This window comes from Streptococcus sp. HMSC068F04 (assembly GCF_001837455.1).
Classification (GTDB): Bacteria; Bacillota; Bacilli; order Lactobacillales; family Streptococcaceae; genus Streptococcus; species Streptococcus salivarius_D.
Map to the genome: position 1 here is coordinate 54,772 of NZ_KV832507.1, position 15,732 is coordinate 70,503.

General features: G+C 42.2%; 16 protein-coding genes, 1 pseudogene and 1 other annotated feature. Of the genes and pseudogenes, 1 reads left to right on the top strand and 16 read right to left on the bottom strand.

The window, feature by feature from the left end:
* Positions 1 to 148: 148 nt before the first annotated feature.
* From HMPREF2571_RS06985 to HMPREF2571_RS07015, 7 genes are all read right to left on the bottom strand, one after another.
* Positions 149 to 868 carry a 16S rRNA pseudouridine(516) synthase gene (locus HMPREF2571_RS06985; protein ID WP_070847534.1) on the bottom strand — a complete coding sequence of 240 codons (720 nt, stop codon included), beginning with the start codon at positions 866 to 868 and terminating at the stop codon, positions 149 to 151.
* A gap of 129 nt (positions 869 to 997) precedes the next feature.
* Complete coding sequence (locus HMPREF2571_RS06990; RefSeq protein WP_002890291.1) at positions 998 to 1,681, bottom strand: VIT1/CCC1 transporter family protein; 684 nt, start codon at positions 1,679 to 1,681, stop codon at positions 998 to 1,000.
* A 90-nt stretch (positions 1,682 to 1,771) separates the two neighbouring features.
* Positions 1,772 to 2,542 carry a nucleoside phosphorylase gene (locus HMPREF2571_RS06995; RefSeq protein WP_070847536.1) on the bottom strand — a complete coding sequence of 257 codons (771 nt, stop codon included), beginning with the start codon at positions 2,540 to 2,542 and terminating at the stop codon, positions 1,772 to 1,774.
* A gap of 78 nt (positions 2,543 to 2,620) precedes the next feature.
* Entirely contained in the window at positions 2,621 to 3,115 is a 495-nt protein-coding gene (locus HMPREF2571_RS07000) for a DUF6773 family protein (protein WP_014621324.1), read from the bottom strand.
* Between the two features lie 13 nt (positions 3,116 to 3,128).
* A complete protein-coding gene (locus tag HMPREF2571_RS07005; protein ID WP_014621323.1) occupies positions 3,129 to 3,326 on the bottom strand; it encodes a helix-turn-helix transcriptional regulator in 198 nt (65 codons plus the stop codon).
* Positions 3,327 to 3,504: 178 nt separating this feature from the next.
* Positions 3,505 to 4,488: an oxygen-dependent tRNA uridine(34) hydroxylase TrhO gene (locus HMPREF2571_RS07010; RefSeq protein ID WP_002889116.1), complete on the bottom strand. Its 984-nt coding sequence runs from the start codon at positions 4,486 to 4,488 to the stop codon at positions 3,505 to 3,507.
* Between the two features lie 197 nt (positions 4,489 to 4,685).
* On the bottom strand, positions 4,686 to 5,387 hold the full coding sequence (locus HMPREF2571_RS07015) for a glucosamine-6-phosphate deaminase (RefSeq protein ID WP_070847538.1): 702 nt from the start codon (positions 5,385 to 5,387) through the stop codon (positions 4,686 to 4,688).
* Between the two features lie 150 nt (positions 5,388 to 5,537).
* On the opposite strand from HMPREF2571_RS07015, the gene queA reads away from it, so the two are divergent.
* Positions 5,538 to 6,581 (top strand): tRNA preQ1(34) S-adenosylmethionine ribosyltransferase-isomerase QueA, encoded by a 1,044-nt coding sequence (queA, locus tag HMPREF2571_RS07020; RefSeq protein ID WP_070847540.1) that lies wholly within the window; start codon positions 5,538 to 5,540, stop codon positions 6,579 to 6,581.
* 96 nt (positions 6,582 to 6,677) lie between these two features.
* Here queA and HMPREF2571_RS07025 read toward each other — a convergent pair whose 3' ends face one another.
* The 9 genes and pseudogenes from HMPREF2571_RS07025 to HMPREF2571_RS07055 form a co-directional block, all read right to left on the bottom strand.
* Complete coding sequence (locus tag HMPREF2571_RS07025) at positions 6,678 to 8,465, bottom strand: ABC transporter ATP-binding protein (protein ID WP_070847542.1); 1,788 nt, start codon at positions 8,463 to 8,465, stop codon at positions 6,678 to 6,680.
* 12 nt (positions 8,466 to 8,477) lie between these two features.
* Positions 8,478 to 10,214 carry an ABC transporter ATP-binding protein gene (locus HMPREF2571_RS07030; RefSeq protein ID WP_070847544.1) on the bottom strand — a complete coding sequence of 579 codons (1,737 nt, stop codon included), beginning with the start codon at positions 10,212 to 10,214 and terminating at the stop codon, positions 8,478 to 8,480.
* Positions 10,215 to 10,413: 199 nt separating this feature from the next.
* Positions 10,414 to 10,569 (bottom strand): annotated as a pseudogene (locus HMPREF2571_RS10850) (LysR family transcriptional regulator); the annotation flags it as partial.
* Between the two features lie 9 nt (positions 10,570 to 10,578).
* Positions 10,579 to 12,132 (bottom strand): BCCT family transporter, encoded by a 1,554-nt coding sequence (locus HMPREF2571_RS07035; RefSeq protein WP_013990980.1) that lies wholly within the window; start codon positions 12,130 to 12,132, stop codon positions 10,579 to 10,581.
* A 116-nt stretch (positions 12,133 to 12,248) separates the two neighbouring features.
* Complete coding sequence (locus HMPREF2571_RS10855; protein ID WP_002269975.1) at positions 12,249 to 12,371, bottom strand: hypothetical protein; 123 nt, start codon at positions 12,369 to 12,371, stop codon at positions 12,249 to 12,251.
* Positions 12,372 to 12,579: 208 nt separating this feature from the next.
* Positions 12,580 to 12,948, bottom strand: coding sequence for a 50S ribosomal protein L7/L12 (rplL, locus tag HMPREF2571_RS07040; protein ID WP_004183006.1), 369 nt, complete (start codon positions 12,946 to 12,948; stop codon positions 12,580 to 12,582).
* A gap of 74 nt (positions 12,949 to 13,022) precedes the next feature.
* Positions 13,023 to 13,526, bottom strand: a complete 504-nt coding sequence (gene rplJ / locus HMPREF2571_RS07045) for a 50S ribosomal protein L10 (protein WP_003095623.1) — start codon at positions 13,524 to 13,526, stop codon at positions 13,023 to 13,025.
* A 31-nt stretch (positions 13,527 to 13,557) separates the two neighbouring features.
* Positions 13,558 to 13,694, bottom strand: a sequence feature (ribosomal protein L10 leader region).
* Positions 13,695 to 13,817: 123 nt separating this feature from the next.
* Positions 13,818 to 15,026, bottom strand: coding sequence for an ABC transporter permease (locus HMPREF2571_RS07050; RefSeq protein WP_013990981.1), 1,209 nt, complete (start codon positions 15,024 to 15,026; stop codon positions 13,818 to 13,820).
* A gap of 9 nt (positions 15,027 to 15,035) precedes the next feature.
* Complete coding sequence (locus HMPREF2571_RS07055; RefSeq protein WP_371106575.1) at positions 15,036 to 15,722, bottom strand: ABC transporter ATP-binding protein; 687 nt, start codon at positions 15,720 to 15,722, stop codon at positions 15,036 to 15,038.
* Between the last annotated feature and the right edge of the window lie 10 nt (positions 15,723 to 15,732).

Genomic DNA, 15,732 nt, shown 5'->3' on the forward strand with positions numbered 1-15,732 from the left:
AAATTAAAAAAACTTATATAATGTCATAAGTTTTACTTATACCCCTAGAAAAGACCGTCATTATGGGCCTTACAGTATAAAGCCTAGTGATAGGGTAGACCTATCAGGAGATTGAAAGTTCCTATCATACCTTAATAAGAAGAAATGACTAGCCCAAATAAGTACGCAAAATCACTTTTTCCGCTTCCGTTAACGCTCGATAGGAACCTACTGCTATCCCTTCATCAAGCTTAAACGCTCCAAAAGAAATCCGCTTAAGATAGGTCACCTTGACCCCATAGGCCAAGAACATCTTTTTCACTTGATGAAATTTACCTTCCGAAATCGTAATGTGAGCACTACTCTTGTCACTCGCAAAACTTAGAATTTCTAGCTGAGCAGATTTACAAACAGTACCATCCTCAAAGACAACACCTGACTTAAAAAATTCAGGTGCATCAGGCCCAAGAACATCATTGACCTCAACATAATAAGTCTTAGCCACATGATAGCGGGGGTGAAGCATGGCAAAGCCCAGAGGCCCATTGTTAGTAATCAGCACCAAACCCTCCGTATCTCTATCCAATCGGCCCACAGGATAGAGACCGTCTCGCTGATCTTCAGGCTTAATCAAATCAATGACTGTTTGGTGTTTCTTGTCCTTTCGAGCTGACACTACACCTGCTGGCTTATTCATGAGATAGTAAACTTCTGGCGTATGCTCCAGTTCCTTACCAGAAACCGTGATGGTTTGAAGACTAGCATCCACATTAAGATTATCTCTATCCGCCAAGACACCATCTACATAAACTTGACGACTACGAATGAGCTTCTTAACCTGATTGCGGGAACCATAGCCTGCCTGTCCTAATAATTTGTCTAAACGCATAACCTTATTGTACCACGGATAAGCCTGGTCTAGCAGACTAAAAAAGGAGGACATAAGAAAGGTATCAAAAGAACTCTGGATGAAACAAAAAGTCTACCTTAAAAGATAGACTTATCACATTATTAACACTTACACATTTACATGGAAGATATGCCCGACCAAGAAGGTCACAAGCATGGTCAAGAGTCCTACTGTCAAGTTACGCAACATCGCTTGCTTAACAGGTGCTTTTCCGAGCTTGGCACTGATATAACCAGTCAAGAGCAAGGTAAGGGCAACCACGACCACTGTTACAGGAATACGGTAAGGCTCAGGGAACAGCATAATAGCTAGGGCTGGTGGCAAGGAACCAACTGAAAAGGCCAGGAAACTAGAGACAGCAGCATGCCATGGATTCGTAATTTCATCTAAATCCACCCCATATTTTTCCTCAACTAAGACCTTAATCGGATTCTTATTGAAGGCTTGATTAACCTTAACTTCAGCTGCCGTTTCACAATCCCCCTGACTGAGGAAGGTTTGATACAAACTCTCTCTAGCTGCCTCAGGAGAGCGGTCCAAGAGGGCTTGTTCCTTAGCGATAGCAGCTTCTTCAGTATCTTTTTGCGTTGACACACTGACATATTCGCCACCTGCCATCGAAAAGGCACCAGCAAAAATCGCTGATAAAGCAGAAATCAAGATGAACCAGATGTTTGATGTCGCACTGGCCACACCGATAACCACTCCTGCAATGGAAATGATGCCATCATTGGCACCCAAAACACCAGCTCTCAAAATATTTAAGCGTTCTGCAAAATTCTTATCTTCCAATTCTCTTACTCCTTATTTAGAATGATTCTAAAAAGTATTATAGCAGTTATTTAGAATGATTACAAATAAGAAGTTTGAAAAGTAGAATTTTTAAGGTTTACTCCAGTCACACGCAAACTCCAAAGCTAATAAAGCCACCTTGTCCTTTTCATCCAAGTCCATATGATTCATCAGGTTACGAGCGTCCCAATTACCTTCAGAAAGGTGATCCGCAGCATAGAAGAAGTGGCAGACCTCAACACCTCTAAACTTTGCTAAAGCTGCAACTGCAGAGCACTCCATATCCACACAAATGGCCCTTGCTGCCTTTCGAGCTTTGAGTTTAGCACTCGTCTCACGGTAAATACCATCAGTTGTCCAGACCTTGCCTTCCTTATGAGGAATCTGACGCTCATTGAGATAGGAACGAAAACAAGCTAAAACACCCACATTTACCGCAATCTCATTGCTAGCTTCCACATAGTGAAAACTCGTTCCTTCATCTCTAAGAGCATGACTAGGAATAATAATAGAAGTCTCTTTAATATCTTCATCAAGCACCCCACAAGTCCCAAAGAGCACCAGTTTATCAGTTCCCAAAGCAAAAATATCCTCTAAAATAGCCACACAGGCAGAGGCACCTACAGGTGCATTAAAAAGAGCCAACTCCTGCTCATCAATAACAAGCTTATATATCGGAATAGCCACATTCGCCATGGACGTTTCATAGATAAGTTCATGAGGAAACATCTCAAGCATTCGTTGAAAGGTCGAACGAGAAAAACAGGATACAGCTATTTTAGGAAACCCCTCAAGAGGCTCATTCAAGTCCTCGGGATTGATAATCGCTTGTCTATTATCATCAAATTCAGTTAGTAGCATACGTGACCTCCTTAGTTTTAGGACCCATTATAACACAAAAAAATCAGACCAAAAAGAACGGTCTGATTCTATCACTATTTATTCTTCATTCTCCAAATCGTCCAGCTGTTTTTCAAGACGTCTTCTCTCATATCTTCCCAGTGCTGTGAGAGCCCAATTCATAAAAAAGACAAAGGGAATATACAAAATATAAGTAAGTGGCCAAGCCATGAGATATCTAGGATCCAGGGGATTATTATGATAGACATTGTGGTTAAACTGATAGTTAGCTGACATTATCATAAGAGTGATAAGCGCAGTCACCAGTAAACAACCTAAGACTGTCATTCCGGAACCCCCAAATGTGTTAACACTAAGTCGTTCAGATCTATAAATAGACCAAATCCATGCTATAAATAATGGAAAGGCCAAGTAATTAGAGGTAATAACCCCCTTGTTAAAGAAGGAACTATAGACCAAGCACGCAAGCGTCCCAGCAATCATTATGTAAAAACATTCTGCACCAACTTTATTATTTAGAGCTTTTTCTCGTTCATCTGTAACTTTATTATTAACAAGCTTAAATTTCATCATCTTTACTTCCTTCCTAAATCTCCCAAAACAGTTGATCCAAAGTCCTGTCCAGTGTTTTGCAAATGGCAATACATAGGGCTAGACTGGGATTGTACTTTCCAGCTTCAATCAACCCTATGGTTTGTCTTGTTGCACCTACCGCTTCTGCCAAGTCACCCTGGGTCATATCATGCTCTGCTCGAGCTGCTTTTAAGCGTAAATTCTTTGCCACATGCCCCCTCCTTTTCATCTTATCTGATATTATCGTCGACATTGATTAGGTTCACCATCTGTTTTCATCTTAATTATACACTATATATTTCCATTTGCAATATATATATGTCATTATTTTAGAAATAAATTGCAAAATAAAAAACCGAGATTTCTCTCAGCTTCTTCACTATTTAAACTTAAGCAGGTGTTACATCTAAGCTTTCACCAATTGCCGCAAGACGTTCGACAACTTCTTCTTGGCTCAAACCATTTTCAGAGACATAACGGTTGCGTGGGTGAACACGGCATTCATGTGAGCAGCCGCGGAGGTACTTGTCTTCATTTTCCTCTGAAGCAAGAATACGACGGTTACAGAATGGGTTACCGCAGTTGACATAGCGTTCGCAAGGCGTCCCATCGAACCAATCCTTACCGACAACGACAGGATCTACATGGTTGATGTCAACGGCAATACGCTCGTCAAAGACATACATCTTACCATCCCAAAGCTCCCCTTGAACCTCTGGATCTTTTCCGTAAGTGGCAATTCCACCGTGCAACTGACCAACATCTTTGTAGCCTTCACGGACCATCCAACCTGAGAATTTCTCACAGCGGACACCACCAGTACAGTACACAACCACGCGCTTGTCCATGAACTCTTCTTTATGGTCACGGACCCATTGTGGCAATTCACGGAAGTTACGAATGTCTGGACGAATGGCTCCACGGAAGTGACCAAGGTCATACTCATAGTCGTTACGTGTATCGAGGACAACAGTGTCCTCATCTAAAAGGGCGTCTTTAAACTCTTTTGGTGACAAGTAGGCACCCGTTGTTTCAAGTGGATTGATGTCACTGTCAAAATTATCATCCTCTAAGCCAAGGTGAACGATTTCCTTCTTGTAGCGAACAAACATCTTCTTGAAAGCTTGCTCCTCTTCCTCATCAATCTTGAACCAAAGGTCCTCCATCCCTGGAAGGCTGTGAACATAGTCCATGTATTTTTGAGTGGTTTCATAGTCACCAGAAACCGTTCCATTAATTCCCTCGTCGGCGACCAAGATGCGTCCTTTCAGACCGATTGACTTACAGAAAGCCAAGTGGTCAGCTGCAAATTGCTCAGCGTTTTCAATGGGAAGGTATTTATAATAAAGCAATACTCGAATAGGTTTTGCCATTGTATGTCCTCTTTCTTTATGAGATATCTATATCTGTTGTTTGATAGTCAAAGTCAACTTAACTATTATAGCGCTATCAAAGAGGGCTAGGCAATTGATTTGCTTGGAAGTGACTTTTCACAAAAGAAAAAGGCTGAGCGCCAAATGGCTCAACCTGTTTTTTTCTATACTCGTAACTTCTTGACTCATATATTATCCTACAATTTCGCAGCGGCTGCCTCATCTAGGATAAGAGTCACATCTGGATGATTTTGCAAGACACTAGCTGGGACTTCCTCTGTCACCGGACCCTTGGCCATCTTGAAAATGGCATCTGCCTTCTTGTCACCATAGGCAAACAAGATAATCTTCTTAGCAGCCATAATAGAAGCAATTCCCATCGAAATAGCCTTCGTAGGGACTTGATCACGACTGGCAAAGAAACGACTATTGGCTTCAATGGTGCTATCAGTCAAGTCAACCACATGAGTTTGACTATCAAAAGGCGTACCTGGCTCATTAAATCCAATGTGCCCATTACTTCCGATTCCTAGGATTTGCAAGTCAATGACATGGTGTGCCAAGACGTCATCGTAATCCTTAGCCGCCTGCTCCAAGTCCTCAGCCATGCCGTCAGGCAAGAAGCTCTCCTTAAATGGCTTGGCATCAAAGAGTTGAGCCTTCATAAAGGCATGGTAGCTCTGCTCATGGTCTGGTGCTAGTCCGACGTACTCATCCAAATTGACGCTGTAAAGCTCTGAAAAATCCACGTCACTCTCAACCATCTCTTGGTAAAGAGCGATAGGTGAACTACCTGTCGCCAAGCCCAAGGTTTGAGCACCCGCTGCAAGGCTCTCTTTAAGAAGATCAAAGGCAACTTGGCCTCCCTCAACTTGATTCTTAACTAAAATCTTTTTCATTCTATTCACCTCGATATTGGTATATACCATTTTCTTTATTATCTCTTTTTTTAACCTTTTTGTCAAGCGCTTTCACTCAACTCCTTTAATGACTGTCATCCTATATCGTGCTATAATAAAAAGGCTGAAAATTTTTAAACGAGGAAACAAATGAATACAAACGATTTTGATTTTGAACTACCAGAGAAACTAATTGCCCAAACCCCATTGGAACAACGTGATGCCTCTAAACTCTTGGTCATTGATCCTGTAACCAAGGAAATGACTGATACCCACTTCGACCACATCATTGACCAGCTTAACCCTGGCGATGCCTTGGTCATGAACAATACGCGCGTGCTTCCTGCCCGTCTCTACGGTGAAAAGCCTGATACCCACGGCCATGTGGAATTTCTCCTTTTGAAAAATACCCAAGGGGATCAATGGGAAGTTTTAGCCAAACCAGCCAAACGCCTTAAAGTAGGTGCTAAAGTCAGTTTTGGTGATGGACGCTTGACCGCCACTGTTACTGAGGAACTAGATCACGGTGGACGAATCGTAGAATTTAGCTACGATGGTATCTTCCTTGAGGTTTTGGAAAGTTTGGGTGAGATGCCATTGCCACCTTATATCCATGAAAAATTGGAAGACCGCGACCGTTACCAAACAGTCTATGCCAAGGAAAATGGCTCTGCCGCTGCTCCAACAGCTGGTCTCCATTTCACTCCTGAATTACTTCAAAAGATTGAAGCCAAAGGCGTAAAATTGGTCTACCTCACCCTTCACGTTGGACTAGGAACCTTCCGACCTGTTTCTGTTGAGAATGTTGACGAACATGAGATGCACTCTGAGTTTTACACTCTCAGCCAAGAAGCTGCCGATACCCTCAATAGTGTCAAAGCTGCTGGAGGTCGCATTGTTGCTGTTGGAACAACCTCTATCCGAACACTAGAAACAATCGGCAATAAATACGATGGCAAACTCCAAGCCGACTCAGGCTGGACCAATATCTTTATCAAACCAGGCTACCAATTCACAGTCGTAGATGCCTTCTCAACCAACTTCCACCTTCCAAAATCAACCTTGGTGATGTTGGTTTCAGCCTTTGCTGGCCGTGAATTCGTCCTTGATGCCTATAAACACGCCGTCCAAGAGCGCTACCGCTTCTTCAGTTTCGGAGATGCCATGTTCGTCACACGACGTGCTGAGAAATAATATTGATTTTGAGACTTTTCCCTATAGGAGAAGTCTCTTTTATTGATCTCCACATTCAGAAAAAATCCACCAGTTATGAACTGATGGATTTTTTGTTTATTTCTCCGCAAACTGGCTATTATACAAGTCGTAATAGAAACCTTTGTCTGCAAGGAGGGATTCATGGTTTCCTTGTTCGATGATTTGACCATCTTTAAGGACCAAAATCTTGTCTGCTTCTTGGATAGTTGACAGACGGTGGGCAATGACAAAGCTTGTTCGACCTTGCATAAGGGTCTTCATGGCTTTTTGAATCAGGAGTTCCAGACGGGTATCAACCGATGAGGTTGCCTCGTCCAAAATCAAGATTTTAGGATCAGCCAAAAGCGCACGCGCAATGGTCAAAAGTTGCTTTTGTCCTAGTGAGATGTTACTTGATTCCTGGTTCATTTCCATGTTGTAACCACCAGGTAGTGTACGGATAAAATGGTCCACATTGGCTGCCTTAGCGGCTTCAACAATTTCTTCGTCAGTTGCCTCAAGATTACCAAAGCGAAGATTTTCCTTGATAGTTCCTTCAAAGAGCCAAGCATCCTGAAGCACCATACCAAACTGCTTACGATAATCCTGACGAGACAGGTTACGGATATCATGACCGTCAACCGAGATAGACCCGGCAGTCACATCATAGAAACGCATGAGAAGGTTGATAATCGTTGATTTTCCGGCACCGGTAGGACCGACAATGGCCACCATTTCACCAGGATTAACCTCAAGATTAAAGTCACGAATCAAAGGTTTATCAGCCACATACTGGAAGTCCACATGCTTAAAGCTAACTTGGCCAGTCAAATCTCCCTCTAGCACTTCAGTAGCATCATTAGCCTCGTCTGGTTCATCCATGAGTTGGAAAATACGGTCTAAAGAGGATTTAGCACTCTGCAATTGCCCAGCCAACTGAGTCAAGTTCTGAATAGGTTGGTTAATCTGCCAAACGTACTGAACAAAGGCCTGCATATTACCAATCGTCAAGTGACCAGCCAAGACTTGCAAACCACCTAGAACAGCAACAATGAGATAGGTCAAGTCAGATAAACCGTTAAGAACCGGCATCATAAGTCCTGAAATGAAATTAGCCTTAAAGCCTACCTTCTGAAGGTCTTCCGTGATTTCTTTAAAATCATCCAAGGATTTATCCTCACGCCCAAAAAGCTTAAGCACATTGAAGCCAGTCAGATTTTCCTGAACAAAACCATTAAGAGTACCTAGAGCATCAGCCTGCTGTTTAAAGTAGGGCTGAGACTTACTCATGATATAGCGGGCACCAAAGAATGTAATCGGAATAGTGATGACAACTATAGCTCCCAATTGAAGATTAAGGTAAAGTACTGTTCCAATAACCAAGGCTAGAGTAAAGACGGCATTAACAACCTGCAAGAATGACTGCTGCAAGGCATTAGATACTGTCTCGACGTCACTGGTAAAGCGTCCCAAGAGGTCACCAAACTGGTGCTTATCAAAGTATGACACTGAGGTACGATTGATTTTCTCAGTCATCTCATTTCGCATATCTTGAACCGTTGCCTGCACAGCATTGGTCATGAAATAGTTGGAATAGTAGGCGGCCAACTCATAAATAAGACCACGCAAGAGATAAACAACGAGAACCAAACCAACATAGGAGACGTTGATATGAGCACCTTCCACACCTTTGATGATGGCCAGCGTATTTTTAGTCAACTCGGTAATAGCTAAACCAATGACTACGGGTTCAAGGACACTCATGATGACACTAACAATTTTCAGGAAAATGGCTAGGTAAAGTGGGAAACGATAAGCCTGCAAGTAGGACCAAAGGCGGCCAAAACTTGAGGAATGATTTGTTTTCTTTTTATTATTCTTCATTTCGACCTCCTTCTAGTCTTCTGTAAGACTCTTTTGATTCAATTGAGAATTAGCAATTTCACGGTAAATCTCATTGCTTTCCATAAGCTCTTCGTGACGGCCACGACCAACGATTTCACCCTTATCAAGAACGATAATCTGGTCTGCATCCATGATAGTACCCACACGTTGAGCCACAATCAAGACTGTCGCATCCTGGGTCACTTCTTTCAGACGACGACGCAAGGTTGCATCAGTCTTGTAGTCCAAGGCAGAGAAGGAATCATCAAAGATGTAAAGGTCAGGACGTTTAACAACTGCACGTGCAATTGACAAACGCTGCTTCTGTCCCCCAGAAAGGTTGCTACCACCCTCAGCCAAGTGAGAGTCATAGCGTTCTTCCTTACTTTCGATGAATTCCTTAGCCTGAGCGACATCCGTAGCTTGATTCAATTCTTCATGACTGGCATTTTCCTTACCATAACGGATATTTTCACCGATGGTTCCTGTAAAGAGCAGGGCCTTTTGTGGAATAAAGCCAATCTTACGACGCAGAGCCTTCAGATTATAGTCACGGACATCCACACCATCAACAAGAATGCGTCCAAGTGTCACATCATAAAAGCGTGGAATCAACTGCACAAGTGATGATTTTCCTGAACCCGTAGATCCAATAAAGGCAATGGTTTCACCTGGTTTAGCCTTGAAAGAAATATTGTGTAGGACAGGACTTTCAGTTTCACCAGGATAAGCAAAGGTCACATTGTCAAACTCCAAATATCCCTTAGTCTCAGTCTCTGTCACCCCATCTTCATTTGGATTGATAGAAATAGGCATGTCCATAATTTCCTGCAGACGCTCACTAGATACCGCCGTACGAGGATACATGGTAAAGAGGTTGGCTAGGAAAAGGAAAGACAATAGCGCATGGAAACTGTACTCAATAAAGGCAACCAAATCCCCGATTGCCAAAGTCCCAGAACCTAATGGCTCAAGGGCAAACCAAACAATAGCCACAATCATGGCGATGATGATTTGCACAAAAAGTGGCTCAGTTAAACCAGTTAATTTAAAGAGCTTGTTTGAATTATCCGCATAGACAGCATTTTGAGAAGCAAACTTCTTCTCTTGAAAATCTTCTCTAGCGAAAGCTCGGATGACACGAAGTCCAGTCAGATTTTCACGAGCATACTGGTTAATCTTGTCGAGAGTTGCCTGTTGCTTTTCAGAAAGCGGACGAGTCTTTACCGCCACATACCAGACAACTACAGCTAGGAAAGGCAAGGAGATTGCCACAATCCAAGCCAAAGATGGACTTGTCGTCAAAATCAAAAAGACACTGGAAACCATCATCAAAGGAGTGATAACACCCAACTTGAGAACTTGATCCGCAAACTGCATGAGGACAAAAGCATCTGACGTGATACGAGTCACCAAAGAAGATACCCCAATCTGTTCGTACTCATGGTGTGAATACTCCTGAAGCTTGGCGTAAATGTCATTACGCATGACCTGCACCATTGTGGTCGTCAATTTACTAACCGCATAGGACAAGAGCACACGACCAACAATCCCAGTCAAGACCACACCGAACATGACCCAAGCATAGGTATAAAGCTTGTCAGCATCTCCACGGTTAATCCCCTCATCAATCATTCTGGCAAGAACCGTCGGCAAACCCAAGTTAGCAATAACAAATAAAATGGCTGCCGTAAAATTCATTGCTAGCCACTTAGGATAACGTCTGAGATAAGACCAAATATAAGCCATAAATTTCTCCTTTTCTTTTTAGCATTTACCATGCCTTTAAGATTTTTATAGTTATTTACAACCACTAAAGCCGTAAAAGACACAGAAAAAAGGGCGTGACAAGCACGCACATTACCTACAATTCTAACAAATGAAAATATTAAAAGCAATAGAAAAAACCAGAGCTGATGCCCTGGTTTTCTTTATTAAGCGACTTGATATGTTCACGGATAAAAAGAGGTTCACCAAGTTCCTGCTCCAAATCTTTTAACTGACGACTGAGTGTCGGCTAAGTAATCATCAGCTTCTCAGCTGCCTTGGAGATACTCCCCTCCTCAGCAATAGTAATAAAATAACGAAGCACTCTTAACTCCATGCCATCCTCCTAATTTTCCTCATAAGATTTAAACGGTTGATTCTTCTCAGGATATCGGTCTGGTGTAATGGCGAGTCCCATTTGCTCTTTTTCGTGATATAACTCTTTCATAAGCGACCACATCATCAACACTAGTACTATAGAAAATGGAAAAGCGACAATAATGAGCGTGTTTTGTAAAGCTGTCAATCCACCAGAAAACATGAGTGCAATAGCAATCAAGGCCAGCATGACACCCCAAATCACCTTTTTACGATTACTTGGATTTAGATTGCCATCTTCAGACAACATGGCCAAAACATAGGTGGCAGAATCCGCCGAGGTCACAAAGAAGGTTAAAACTAAAATAATTGCCAGGAGTGAAAGGACACTTCCCAGAGGATATTCATTAAAAGAGGCAAAAAGAATTTCTTCTGTGGCAAAACGTATCAAATTAACCCCCGAATCTTGTAGTGAAGTAGATAAGGTACCAAAAGCAGAAAACCAGATAAAACTAAGGACTGTTGGTGCCAAAAGCACTACTGTCAAAAATTCGCGAATAGTCCGACCTTTTGAGATACGGGCAATAAAGACGCCCACAAAAGGTGACCAGGAAATCCACCATGCCCAGTAAAAAATGGTCCATTGGTTAATCCAAGCCCGCTTGGTCTCATCAAAAGCCGCCGCCCGAAAACTCATACGGAAGAAGTTTTGAAAATAAAGGCCGATAGAGTCTGTCATGGTGTCAAATATCTTAACCGTTGGCCCCAAAACTATGACTCCAGCAAGCAAGACAATAGCTAAAATCAAGTTTGTATTAGATAGGATTTTAACACCCTTTCCTAAACCTGATAAGGCAGAAATAAGAAAAAGAATTGTCGCAATGATGATAATGATGACTTGCACAAGACTATTATTAGGAATACCAAAGACATAGGAGAGACCACCATTGATTTGTGAGGCACCAAAGCCGAGCGTTGTCGCTACCCCAATCACTGTCGCAATAATGGTGATGGTATCGATAATGGTTGCTATTGGTCCGTCCGCATATTTTCCAAAAAGAGGCTTAAAGACGACTGAGAGCTGATATTTCTCCCGTTTACGAAAGCCAAAATAAGCCAAAGACAATCCCACCAGGGCATAGACCGCCCAAGCATGAAATCCCCAGTGAAAAAAAGTAAAACGAAAAGCATCTGCGAGAGCATCCGCACTGCCTATTTCTGCATTGGGCGTCGAGATAGCAAAGTGACTCAAAGGCTCTGCTGCCCCATAAAAGACCAGACCAATCCCCATTCCAGCAGAAAACATCATGGCAATCCATGACGTCGTCGAATGCTCTGGCCGACTCGTGGGATTACCCAAGCGAATCTGCCCTATCGGACTTACAATTAAAAAGACACAAAAAATTAAAATCCCCGTAACCAATAACAAGTAAAACCAGCCAACACTAGTTGTTAAGAGATTTTTTAAGTAAGAACTAATATTTTGAAACTGCTGGGGAACAAAGAGCCCTAACAAGACTAAAATAAATATGATGACGAGTGAAAGCTGAAAAACTTTTGTTATTTTAGAATGCTTCACCATTTTACCTCCTTATGTGTTCTTAGTTATAAAAAGTTTTTGAGAAAACTTAAAATTCTATATGGTTTCATTGTAACACAATTGTTTAATTTATACATATAGCAACCGAATTCATCAAATCAGATTAAACCTGTTTGTTCCATTTCATTTACCAGTTGAGTTGCTTTTAGATTATCAACTCCCATGATGGTCATGATATGGCTCTTCACGATTTGACGTGATGACTGTTCTTCCTTTTGCATAATTACCTCCGAAACGCAAAAAAAGGGTAGACAATCTAGTGTCTACCCCCGAAAGTTTATTAAAACAAAAATCCTGCCAAAGAATTTTTGGCAGGATTTTTGGCAGGAAACCAAATTAATTTATCAGTTTCTCATAATCGCTTATCGTAAAAAAAACCAGAGCTTATGCCCTGGTTTTCTTTATTAAGCGACTTGAGTCGTTACCTTATTATTTAAGAGTAACTGAAGCTCCAGCTTCTTCAAGTTTAGCTTTGATTTCTTCAGCTTCAGCTGCAGCAACACCTTCTTTAATAACTGATGGTGCACCGTCAACGATAGCTTTAGCTTCTTTAAGACCTTCGCCTGTGATTTCACGTACAACTTTGATAACGCCAACTTTTTTGTCGCCTGCAGATGTCAATTCAACGTCGAATGAATCTTTAGCAGCACCAGCGTCAGCAGCACCAGCTGCAGCAGCAGCTACAGGAGCAGCAGCAGTTACGCCAAACTCTTCTTCGATAGCTTTTACAAGGTCGTTCAATTCAAGGATTGAAGCTTCTTTAATTTCAGCAATAATGTTTTCAATGTTCAATGCCATTGTGATTTCCTCCAAATGTGTTTTTTAATATAGTGTTTTAAACGTAGCTTAGGCTACGAGTTGTGAAGATGGGCTTATGCAGCACCGTCTTCTTTGCTTTCTGCAACCGCTTTGACAGCGTATGCAACGTTGCGCACTGGCGCTTGAAGTACAGAAAGGAGCATAGAAAGCATACCTTCTTTGTTTGGAAGTGATGCAAGAGCGTTGATTTCTTCGACTGAAGTGAACGCACCGTCAACAACACCACCTTTGATTTCAAGAGCTTCTGCGTCTTTAGCAAATTCGCTAATAACTTTTGCTGGTGCGATAACATCTTCGTTTGAGAATGCTACTGCAGATGGACCAACAAAAAGTTCTTTAAGGTCTTCAAGACCTGCTTCTTCAGCTGCACGGCTCAAGATAGAGTTTTTGATAACTTTAAATTCAACGCCTGATTCACGAAGATTACGACGAAGAACTGTATCTTGGTCAACTGTAAGTCCACGAGAGTCAACAACAACGATAGATGCTGCTGCTTTCATTTTTTCAGCGACGATAGCAACCTGTTCAGCTTTCTTAGCAATAATAGCTTCACTCATTAGTAGTTTTACCTCCGTTTTTATTTTTGGGCTAGGCACAAAAAAATCGTACCTAAACCTAGACACGAAAGTACAATACGTTACAAAAAAATAGTTACGTTTTGTGCCTCGGTTGGATGTTTACGAGTCTTGCTCCCCAACTGTCTTAGGTCAGTTTTTTCAAACCTTATTTATAATATCATGACCTAAATCAGACGTCAAGAAAAAAATGCAATTTTTTTTATTTTTTTCTCTATCTTTTTTTGAAGACCATAAAACCTCTCAAAATCTAAAGATTTCAAGAGGTTATTTCTAATCATACCTAAGGGCTTCGATAGGATCGAGTTTCGAAGCTTTATTAGCCGGTAGGAGACCAAAGATAATCCCTACAGCTGCTGAGAAGGCTATGCTTCCCATGGCTACACCAAGAGAAACCGTCGCTTTAAGGTCCATGGCATTCCCAATTGGTCCAACGACTAGGGCTGCAAAGCCTAGCCCAATCAAACCTCCCAGAATGGTCAGAACCATCGACTCAATCAAAAACTGGGTCAAGATTTTACGACGTGTAGCACCTAAGGCCTTACGAAGACCAATCTCTCGTGTCCGCTCAGTTACCGAAACCAACATGATGTTCATAACACCGATTCCGCCAACTAATAATGAAATCCCAGCAATAGCTCCGACAACGGTGGTAATGGTTCCAAAGATCGTGTTCACCTGATCTAGGGCCGAACTCATATCTGCTGCCTTATATTCTCCATTGTCATCTTGGGCCAACTGGGTCAAGCGTTTAGCAGCATCCTTAGCAACGCTACTACTATTTTTCACATCGGTCACATGGAAAAAAATCTGGCCAATAGCATCAGTGTTATTTTCAGCCGCTAACTGGGTATTGGCCACAAGAGCTGTTCCAATTTCACCATAAGCACCGATTGCTGTGTCTTTATTCTTATAAACACCAATCACACGATAATCATTGTTCCCAATAGTAACCACTTGGTTAAGGGCATCCTCATTCGTCTTAAAGAGTTTTTTAGCCACCATCTGATCAATGACAATAACTCGTGAAAAGTTTTTATAATCATTGTCTTCCAAGGAACGTCCTGTCAACATCTCTAACTTTTTAGCTTTAAAGTAGCCCTGACTGGCACCTGTGATATTAACATTCTTAACAGTCTTTTTTTGTAGGGAGATAGAGGAAGTTAGGCTGTTAGTCACAAAATAACTATCAATACCAGGCGTCTGCCTAGCCACTTGCTCCAACCAAACTTCTTTAACCGGTTTGGTAGGTTGTGCCAAATCTGCATAGGCAGGATCTAGCTCCTCACCCTTGGCTTCATAGTAGACTTGAACTGTATCCTTGTCACCAGTCACACTATCGGTAACACTCTGACGCATTCCATTTCCTAGCCCCATGATAAGTACTACCGCAGCAACACCAATGATGATTCCCAACATGGTCAGGAAGGAGCGCATCTTGTGTGAACGAATAGAACTAAGAGCAAATTTCCAATTTTCCATTCTTACCTCCTAGTCAATCCGAACGCTGTCCGTCGTGTCCTGGGTAATTTCCCCATCGCGGATGACAATCTTACGTCGGGCATAGTCTGCAATCTCTGGCTCATGAGTAACCATGATGATAGTCTTTCCCTCACGGTTCAGCTGGGTTAAGAGTTCCATAATCTGCATCCCTGTCTTGGTATCAAGAGCACCTGTAGGTTCATCCGCCAAAATGATTGCCGGATCGTTAGACAGTGCACGCGCAATGGCAACCCTCTGCTTCTGTCCACCAGACAGCTCCGATGGTAGGTGATGGCTACGGTCTGACAAGCCAACTTTTTCCAAGAATTGTTGTGCCCTTTGCTTACGTTCACGTGGAGATTTCCCTGCATAAATCAAAGGAAGCTCTACGTTCTTTTGGGCGCTTAACTTTGGCAAGAGAAAAAACTGTTGAAAGATAAAGCCAATCTGGTCATTTCTTACCTTGGCTAGGTGATTTTCAGAGAGTTCAGCCACATCCTCGCCCTCGAGTTGATAGGAACCTGTAGTCGGTTGATCAAGAAGACCGATAATATTCATAAGGGTTGACTTCCCTGAACCAGAAGGGCCCATGATTGCCACAAAGTCCCCTTCTTCAACTGACAAATCAATACCCTTGAGGACCTGCAGGGACTCTTGACCATTTTTGAAAGACTTGGTGATCCCCTTTAAAACCATAAGAGCTGGC

Bases quoted from the DNA above. Each gene is read 5' to 3' on its own strand.
- rplJ (WP_003095623.1), bottom strand. From the start codon at position 13,526: ATGAGTGAAGCTATTATTGCTAAGAAAGCTGAACAGGTTGCTATCGTC.
- HMPREF2571_RS06985 (WP_070847534.1), bottom strand. From the start codon at position 868: ATGCGTTTAGACAAATTATTAGGACAGGCAGGCTATGGTTCCCGCAAT.
- queA (WP_070847540.1), top strand. From the start codon at position 5,538: ATGAATACAAACGATTTTGATTTTGAACTACCAGAGAAACTAATTGCC.
- HMPREF2571_RS07050 (WP_013990981.1), bottom strand. From the start codon at position 15,026: ATGGAAAATTGGAAATTTGCTCTTAGTTCTATTCGTTCACACAAGATG.
- rplL (WP_004183006.1), bottom strand. From the start codon at position 12,948: ATGGCATTGAACATTGAAAACATTATTGCTGAAATTAAAGAAGCTTCA.
- HMPREF2571_RS10855 (WP_002269975.1), bottom strand. From the start codon at position 12,371: ATGCAAAAGGAAGAACAGTCATCACGTCAAATCGTGAAGAGCCATATC.
- HMPREF2571_RS07000 (WP_014621324.1), bottom strand. From the start codon at position 3,115: ATGATGAAATTTAAGCTTGTTAATAATAAAGTTACAGATGAACGAGAA.
- HMPREF2571_RS06995 (WP_070847536.1), bottom strand. From the start codon at position 2,542: ATGCTACTAACTGAATTTGATGATAATAGACAAGCGATTATCAATCCC.
- HMPREF2571_RS07030 (WP_070847544.1), bottom strand. From the start codon at position 10,214: ATGGCTTATATTTGGTCTTATCTCAGACGTTATCCTAAGTGGCTAGCA.
- HMPREF2571_RS07010 (WP_002889116.1), bottom strand. From the start codon at position 4,488: ATGGCAAAACCTATTCGAGTATTGCTTTATTATAAATACCTTCCCATT.
- HMPREF2571_RS07025 (WP_070847542.1), bottom strand. From the start codon at position 8,465: ATGAAGAATAATAAAAAGAAAACAAATCATTCCTCAAGTTTTGGCCGC.
- HMPREF2571_RS07055 (WP_371106575.1), bottom strand. From the start codon at position 15,722: ATGGTTTTAAAGGGGATCACCAAGTCTTTCAAAAATGGTCAAGAGTCC.
- HMPREF2571_RS07015 (WP_070847538.1), bottom strand. From the start codon at position 5,387: ATGAAAAAGATTTTAGTTAAGAATCAAGTTGAGGGAGGCCAAGTTGCC.
- HMPREF2571_RS07035 (WP_013990980.1), bottom strand. From the start codon at position 12,132: ATGGTGAAGCATTCTAAAATAACAAAAGTTTTTCAGCTTTCACTCGTC.